The organism is Moraxella sp., assembly GCF_024227015.1.
Lineage (GTDB): Bacteria > Pseudomonadota > Gammaproteobacteria > Pseudomonadales > Moraxellaceae > Moraxella.
The window spans coordinates 1-7,923 of sequence record NZ_JAAELD010000357.1 but is presented as its reverse complement, the minus strand read 5'-3'; the positions used below and the strand labels follow the sequence as shown (position 1 = coordinate 7,923).

Annotated in this window: 6 protein-coding genes and 1 pseudogene; 1 reads left to right on the top strand and 6 read right to left on the bottom strand. The window is 47.0% G+C overall.

Going from position 1 to position 7,923, the window contains the following annotated elements:
* Positions 1 to 163: 163 nt before the first annotated feature.
* Together GY683_RS08015 and GY683_RS08010 are read right to left on the bottom strand one after the other, a co-directional pair.
* Positions 164 to 1,453 (bottom strand): adenylosuccinate synthase, encoded by a 1,290-nt coding sequence (locus tag GY683_RS08015; RefSeq protein ID WP_297288232.1) that lies wholly within the window; start codon positions 1,451 to 1,453, stop codon positions 164 to 166.
* Positions 1,454 to 1,502: 49 nt separating this feature from the next.
* Positions 1,503 to 2,732 carry an ATP phosphoribosyltransferase regulatory subunit gene (locus GY683_RS08010; protein WP_297288231.1) on the bottom strand — a complete coding sequence of 410 codons (1,230 nt, stop codon included), beginning with the start codon at positions 2,730 to 2,732 and terminating at the stop codon, positions 1,503 to 1,505.
* 548 nt (positions 2,733 to 3,280) lie between these two features.
* Between GY683_RS08010 and corA the strand changes: the two genes are divergently transcribed.
* Positions 3,281 to 4,327 carry a magnesium/cobalt transporter CorA gene (corA, locus tag GY683_RS08005; protein ID WP_297288233.1) on the top strand — a complete coding sequence of 349 codons (1,047 nt, stop codon included), beginning with the start codon at positions 3,281 to 3,283 and terminating at the stop codon, positions 4,325 to 4,327.
* Between the two features lie 18 nt (positions 4,328 to 4,345).
* Here corA and GY683_RS08000 read toward each other — a convergent pair whose 3' ends face one another.
* The 4 genes and pseudogenes from GY683_RS08000 to GY683_RS07985 all read right to left on the bottom strand — a co-directional run.
* Entirely contained in the window at positions 4,346 to 5,164 is an 819-nt protein-coding gene (locus GY683_RS08000) for a TIGR03915 family putative DNA repair protein (RefSeq protein WP_297288230.1), read from the bottom strand.
* 15 nt (positions 5,165 to 5,179) lie between these two features.
* Positions 5,180 to 6,436 (bottom strand): putative DNA modification/repair radical SAM protein, encoded by a 1,257-nt coding sequence (locus tag GY683_RS07995; RefSeq protein WP_297288229.1) that lies wholly within the window; start codon positions 6,434 to 6,436, stop codon positions 5,180 to 5,182.
* A gap of 186 nt (positions 6,437 to 6,622) precedes the next feature.
* The gene (gene truC, locus GY683_RS07990) at positions 6,623 to 7,354 is read right to left on the bottom strand and encodes a tRNA pseudouridine(65) synthase TruC (RefSeq protein WP_297288228.1); all 732 of its coding nucleotides are present in this window, start codon (positions 7,352 to 7,354) and stop codon (positions 6,623 to 6,625) included.
* Positions 7,355 to 7,535: 181 nt separating this feature from the next.
* Positions 7,536 to 7,923: pseudogene (locus tag GY683_RS07985) on the bottom strand (DNA polymerase III subunit delta'); the annotation flags it as partial.

The window sequence follows — 7,923 nt, the reverse complement described above, 5'->3', positions numbered from 1 at the left end:
TATATAACCGTAGAACCTGATAAAAGTCAAGTGTTTTGTTACACTTTTATGAAAATAAGTTGCACTTTTACATTCATTTAGTTATGGTTTAATTTCTATGTAAATTTTATTCCTATCAATAAAAAACACACCTTAAATAAGGTGTGTTTTTGATGATCAATCATTACGCGTCGTACGGATCTCTAAGCACGATGGTCTCATCACGGTCAGGACCGGTCGAGATGATGTCTACAGGACAGCCCACCAATTCTTCGATGCGCTTGATGTAGATTTTGGCATTCTCTGGCAGATCTTCAAACTTCGTAACACCGATGGTTGATTCGCTCCAACCTGCCAATGTCTCATAAGTTGGTTCTACTTTTTCATAGAACTCTGCATCGTACGCACCGGCGCACTCGCCTGCCGGCACTTTGTATTCGGTCGCAATCTTAATCTCATCAAGACCGTCCAATACGTCAAGCTTGGTCAAGCAGATGCCAGACATTGAGTTTAGCACCACTGCGCGACGCAGGCTGACAGCATCGAACCAGCCACAGCGACGGGCACGGCCTGTGGTTGCACCAAATTCATGACCCACCTTCGCCAGATGTTCACCCACTTCACAAAACAGCTCCGTTGGGAAAGGACCTGAACCTACGCGCGTGGTATAAGCCTTAGTGATGCCTAGTACATAATCAAAATACAATGGACCCAAGCCTGTACCTGTTGCCACACCGCCAGCGGTCGTGTTCGAGCTGGTCACGAACGGGTAAGTGCCGTGATCGATGTCAAGTAGCGTACCTTGAGCACCTTCGAACATTAGGTTCTCACCTGCTTGACGGCGAGTCTCTAGCTCTTCGGTCACGTCAACAACCAAATCTTTTAGCTCTTTTGCCCACAGCTGGCATAGCTCAAGCGTCGCATCATAATCGATAGCATCGACTTTGTAGTATTGAGTCAGTGCAAAATTATGATATTCCAAAATCGCTTCTAACTTTTGCGGTAGGTCGCTGCGGAATAGGTCGGCTACTTTTAACGCACGGCGAGCCACTTTATCTTCATAGGCAGGACCGATGCCACGGCCTGTGGTGCCAATCTTCGCGTTGCCGCGTTTGATTTCGCGCGCCTGATCAAGTGCGGTGTGATAAGGCATAATCAGCGGACATGCAGCAGAGATGCGCAGGCGCTCACGTACAGGTACGCCTTTGTCAATCAGACCGTTCATTTCTTTTAGTAGTGCATCTGGTGCTAATACCACGCCATTACCGATGAAGCAAGTCACGCCCTCGCGCAAGATGCCAGATGGAATAAGATGCAGTACAGTCTTCTCACCACCCACAACCAATGTATGACCTGCATTATGACCACCTTGATAGCGCGCTACTGCGGTTGCTTTTTCGGTTAGTAGATCTACGATTTTACCTTTGCCTTCATCACCCCATTGGCTGCCTAAGACAACGACATTCTTACCCATGATAATTCCTCATTTAACAATTAATTTTCAAATTAGCGACAAATCAAAATCAGTCATCACCGACCAATCGAACAGCCCAACCATCAGCATCATCAAGATGTAACACGCCATCAATCTGAGCCGGTCTGTCATCAGCGGATAGCGGCTTGATAACAACACACCCTTCATCTTGTAAGGTTTTGATCTGCGTGGTTAGATCTTCTTTTTGGGTCTCGGTACTATTCGCTAGATCTTCGAAGTCCACCACGATGATGGTGTCTTCTTGAAGTTCAACAAACTCAAGCAAGCGGTTAATATCCATACTAAAGCCACTCGCCTGACGTCCCACCGTCGCACAAAAACGCCCACCACGAACCAAAGGCTGCGTCTGCGTGGTTGATGATTGATTCAGATAAACATTAAATACAATACCGGTATGATAGTGATAACCAGACAGCTCAGTCACATCAACGCTCACCGTCATGCCAAGCGCTCTTATATGTGCGCCTAATGTCGCCAAATCCTTGGCTGCATCGATGATGATCTGATCGTTCTGAGCTTTTTTGGAGAGTTTGACCAATAGATTATTGGCGTCTGGTGTCGCATCTTGAGCCAGATTATGCTTAGCAAGCACCAAAAAATCAGCGCCATCTAGCATGTCAGCACAGAACGCTTGAAGTGCCGGCAGGTCTTTTTTGTTATACAGTGCCATCAACTGCTCACAAGCTGCCTCATCCAAGCCGTGCAACTGCGTTAAACGCTCAAAGATCGCCACATGACCCACATCCACGTGAAGATCGCGGCGACTCATGCCAATCTCATCTGTCAAGGCGGTGATCAGCTCCAACAAAGACAGCTCCACACCAACATCGCCCACACCAAAAATCTCAGCACCCAACTGTAGCGGTGTACGCAGCCCAAACAATCCGTTAGGCAATGTCTTTAATACTTGTCCGATATAGCAGTAACGCGCCACACCTGTGCCATGTTGAGCGTCGATGCGTGTGATCTGCGGTGTGATGTCCGCACGAACACCCATCGTACGCCCTGTCAGCTGATCAACGATCTTAAAGGTCTGGCGTTTTAGGTCTTCATTCGCCCCACCAAGTAGCGTCTCGGTGTATTCGATCAAAGGCGGAGACACAAGGCGATAACCATGCGCCGTCAATACGAACAATAACGCATCGCGCAGGCTTTCTTGTTTTTGGGCATCTTTAAATAGAACATCTGCCACGCCATCGGGCAGCAGCCAATTCTGAGCATGGGTTTGAAGACTGGTGGAAGCGGTGCAAGCAGGCACAAATCACCCCTAAAAGCATAAAAAATACAATAAAAATAGCAAGTCATCACTTGCCAAATTAAAATCAAGAAAAAACAAACGGTTTTATGTGGTTTTTTCGTGCTTAGTGTATCATTAAATCACGCCCACGACTAGGCTAAATTGCAAATTATTTTAAAAAACCATGAAAACTGCCCAACAAGAATACGCTCATGAATTTATAATGAAAGTTGGCTAAAATATTGCTATAATATGGCAATTTTATCCGGCATCTGGATTTTGATGTGGATAAGCGTTAAACATCAAGCACATAAGGGGGCGACATGCCGCACAAGCACGACACTGACGACATCCTAGCCCCAGCTGCACCCACAACCAAACCAGAACCGCATCGACCTGACACCATCGAAAGCTATCTAAAAGTTCAAACCAGCGAACACGACATTCGCCCCACTGATGGCGAGCTGGATTTTGGCGAGGAAGAAGACGAAGAGTTGGTCTTATCGGACAATCAAGACAGCTACATCTACGGCGATGCAGACGCTACAGACGAAGACACCATCGAGACGATGACGGTGTATGACCCTGATGCTGACAGATTTGAAGATTTAGAAGACTCCGGCGACAACGAAACCATCATCTGCTATTCGTATTCTAGAAAAACAGGCGAACCCATCGAGCAGCTCGCCATTGATGACGTCAGTCGCGCACTCACCAACAACAACCAATTCATCTGGCTGGGTCTATACGACCCCAGCATTGAGACCGTTCAGGAGGTCAAGGATGCCTTCGACCTGCACGAACTTGCCCTAGAAGACGCCCTTGCCGACCATCAACGTCCAAAGGTAGAAAGCTATGGCCATGACATGATCTTCGTGGTGGTACGTACCGCAAAGCTAGAAGACAATCAAATCCGCTACGGCACAACGGCGATATTCATGGGTAAGAACTTCATCATCAGCATTCGCCGCGGCGCATCCAACTCATACACCCCTGTGCGAGAGCATTATCATCGCCGCCCTGAGCGTCTGCGCTTAGGTCCGATTTTCGTGCTGCACGCGATTTTGGACTTTATTGTCGATAACTATCTACCGATCACCGACCGCCTGGGTAATTACCTGCGTGAACAGGAACGGAACATTTTTTCATCAGAATTTAGCCGTGACACGCTACGAAGCCTCTATGAATTAAAGTCACAATTGGTTCACATGCGCGCGGTCATTCTGCCTGTACAAGACGTGTGTAATTTCTTTATTAATCACAAAAAAAATGAGCTGATCTCAGCCTTCCCTGCTGCTGCCCAGCCCTATTTTAGAGACGTGAACGACCATCTATTACGCTCGCTAGATGCGGTGAATGGGCTCAACGAGATGCTGTCTGTGGCGATGAACACCTATACCACGATGGTTACCATGGGTCAGAACGATGTCGTTAGAAAGTTGGCCGCATGGGCGGGTATCGCGGCTGTGCCGACCGCCATGGCAGGCATTTATGGCATGAACTTTGAATTCATGCCCGAGCTGACATGGCGTTATGGTTACTTCGCTGTGATTGGGTTGATTTTGGCGATTTGTATGTTTTTATATTATAAATTTCGCAAAGCAGGCTGGCTATAAGCATCAGCACAAAGGGCGTCAAATGCCCTTTTTCTCGGTCAGATATTGCCAATACCGCCTTGGCAGCTGCGCGATATGATGCTTGGGGTTGATGCGCTCCTTGATGGTGACATGGCGAAAATACGCCTGCCACAGCCTTTGATATATCGGCTCGCGATCCGTGTGAATCACGGATGAATCTTCCAAGACCACTTCATCAATCTGCGCAATCTCACGCACGCCTGCCTTTGGCTCCGTATGGTCATAAAAAATCCCATAGCCTCGCACCACATCAAAGATTAACCAGCTCTGATCGGCAAAGCGCTTGGCAAAAAAATCACCCAGCAGCGGCAGCACGTTAAAATCAGGGCTCACCTTAGCCAAATACACGCCTTGGGTGGTATCTTCAAACCTGACGAATGCTTGCATGCGATGACGCTCACGCCCTACTTTTTTGATGGCGACTTGAACCGCCTGCACATCAGGATGAGCGAAATTTTGCATGACTTTCTTATTGGGATTATCCAGCTGATACACCACAACACGAAACAGATGCGTATATATCTTAGCATCTTCTGATAAAAACGCCCACACCACTTCTCGCAGCGGTAGAATCTGCTTAATCTTAATCAGAACGCGGGTCGCCTGCTCTTCATTATTCTTAATCCAAATCTCATTCGCCAAGAAATTGGGCACATGATCAAAAGACGACACGATCGATAGTGGCGACCCCACCAAGCGATGCGCATAAGCATAGAACACCGCCGACAGCCAGCCTTCAAAGCTGCCATCAAAGATCAGCACGGTCTCATCAGGAGATTCCATCAATGATGGTTGGGAATAAGGTGTCAGTTGCATGGTTTGATGAGTTACTCAGAATAACGACAGCTGACCCGTGCGATGCTCGCTGAATTTGGTCTTGGTTTTTCCCATCAAAAGCTCACGGAAATTCTCACGCGTCAGATCATTGAGATAAGGATTAGGCACGGATAACGCCACAAAATAACGCGCTCGGTTCACTGCCGCACCCATCTGTTTAAGATGATCCAACGTCAGTGCGGTGAATTTGCGAGATTTGACGATTTTTTTGGCGGTGCGCACACCGATGCCTGGCACGCGAAGCACCATCTCATAAGGCGCAGTTTGAATATTCACAGGAAAATGCTCACGATGACGGATCGCCCAAGCCAACTTAGGATCGAATTGCAATTCCAAAAAAGGCGAATCCGCATCGACGATCTCATCAGCACGAAACCCATAAAAACGCATGAGCCAATCCGCTTGATATAGGCGATTTTCACGCACCAGTGGCACGGGCGTGCTGATGTCAGGCAGTCGTTTATCAGACAGCATGGGCACATAGCCTGAATAATAGACACGTCTTAGCTCATATTTTTGATAAAAATGACTCGATAAGCGGATGATCTGATGGTCAGTCTCACCCGTCGCACCGATGATAAACTGGGTGGATTGCCCTGCTGGCGTGAATTTAGGAGCGTGCTTGTGGACTTTTTTTGACTCTTTGAATTGCACGATTTGCTCTTGCACCGTTTGCATGGGCGCTTTCATGTCGTCGTGGTTCTTCTCAGGTGCTAAGAGCGCAAGCCCTGATTTGGTCGGGATTTCCATGTTTACCGACAGGCGATCTGCATACAGTCCCGCTTCTTTCATCAGTTCATCGGACGCACCTGGAATGGTCTTTAGATGGATATAGCCTTGAAATCTGTGCTCGGTGCGCAAGGTCTTGGCAACCCGCACAAGACGCTCCATGGTGTAATCCGCATTTTTAAAAATCCCCGAACTCAAAAACAACCCTTCGATGTAATTTCGCCGATAAAACTGCATGGTCAAATCCACCACTTCTTCAACGGTGAAAGCAGCGCGCGGCGTGTCATTGCTGCGTCTAGACGTACAATAAGCACAGTCATAGATGCAGTGGTTGGTGAATAGGATCTTCAACAGCGACACACAGCGACCATCTTCGGTAAAACTGTGGCAAATCCCTGACTTAGAGGCATTGCCAAGCCCGCCTGTGTTCTTGCGGTTGCCGCCACTGGATGAGCAGGAGACATCATACTTGGCAGCATCCGCCAAGATAGAGAGTTTCTCTTCGATACGAGTAGGATTCATCAATTTTCTTAATTTTTTGTAGGTTTTGATAGATACGATGGATATGAAGTTAAATTATTACTATGAAATTTGCCGAACACGTCATTTAATACATCCTGACTACTTCGCTGTATATTGGGATGTTGATGATATTTTTAAATTAAAATTTGTTAAAATTTGTACATTGCTTGGTTTTAAATTTTGATATCAGTCGATAATTCCTACATCACCCCATCCAAAATCATGCACCACCTTACCAAATCCATCATCAATCGGGGCAACCACCGTAATGCGTTTACCACTCATGTCATCAAATGCCAAAGTATAAGCATGAAGCAGTAGCCTTGGTATGCCTGTAAACTCTGCCACCGCACGATTTTGGGCGGTGTCTCCATGAGTCGTATCGCCGACAATCGGGTGAAATAGGTGCGTCATGTGCCGTCTTAGTTGGTGCTTTCGCCCTGTAATTGGGGTAAGTTTCACAAGACTATACCGAGATGTGGCGTATCTATCTGCCGACACAAAAGGCATTTCACACGTTGCCAAATTCTCATAATCGGTTATGGCGAATTCAGGTTCTTTATTAGTTTTGGCGAATTTATCGGCGATTTTATCAAGTTTGACTTTTAACGGATAATCAATCCGCCCACTGCCCAAAAGATAGCCACGCACCACCGCCAGATAGGATTTATCTACCATATGATGTTCAAATTGCCCCGACAATGCCCGTGCCACATCAGACGACTTGGCAAATAATAACACGCCCGATGTCGGGCGGTCTAGCCGATGAACGGGGAAAACGTGTTGCCCAAGCATATCTCGCAAAGTTGTCATCACAAACACCGTCTCATGCTTGTCAAGCCACGAGCGATGAACGAGCATACCAGCAGGTTTGTTTACCGCCACCACGTCATCATCTTGATATAAAATTTGTAGCATTTTGCCATTTCCGATTTATTTAGAATAGACTTCTTTCCAAACCCTGATTTTTGTGGATGTTTAAAAACTTCAACCCCAATACTTATAAGGGTTTATTTTTAGTTTGGAAAGAGATTTAATATTAAAACTTGCAAAATCATAAGGGCGAATGTGATTCGCCCCTACAATCCCAAACCCAACATCACAAATCCACCAAGCGACAAAACAGCTCATCATACGCCATTTTTTCTTGTACGTTTTGCCCGACTGCGACCGCCATGTCATCAAGGCTTGCTAGGAAATTTTCTACCTTGTCAAGGCTAAGATTGTCCGCCCCATTTATCAGCCCTGCCACGTCCATATCACTATGAATGCTATCAAGCCCAAGTCCCACTCGCACCACGTCCATAAGCATAAGCCGTGTCAAAACAGCAAAATCAGCAAAACTCATCACACCCTGCCAGTAGTCGCTCGCACTCACTGCCGACCGCTCGCCATGCCTTAGCGTAAGCCATGTTTTTAGCCATAATGAACGCTTGTCAAACCACACCGCCTTTGGCAACTCTACCGCCTTTAATACCGCCCCGTCG

Excerpts from the sequence above, each read along its gene's own strand:
- GY683_RS08015 (WP_297288232.1), bottom strand. The coding sequence starts at position 1,453 with ATGGGTAAGAATGTCGTTGTCTTAGGCAGCCAATGGGGTGATGAAGGC.
- corA (WP_297288233.1), top strand. The coding sequence starts at position 3,281 with ATGACGGTGTATGACCCTGATGCTGACAGATTTGAAGATTTAGAAGAC.
- GY683_RS08000 (WP_297288230.1), bottom strand. The coding sequence starts at position 5,164 with ATGCAACTGACACCTTATTCCCAACCATCATTGATGGAATCTCCTGAT.
- GY683_RS07995 (WP_297288229.1), bottom strand. The coding sequence starts at position 6,436 with ATGAATCCTACTCGTATCGAAGAGAAACTCTCTATCTTGGCGGATGCT.
- truC (WP_297288228.1), bottom strand. The coding sequence starts at position 7,354 with ATGCTACAAATTTTATATCAAGATGATGACGTGGTGGCGGTAAACAAA.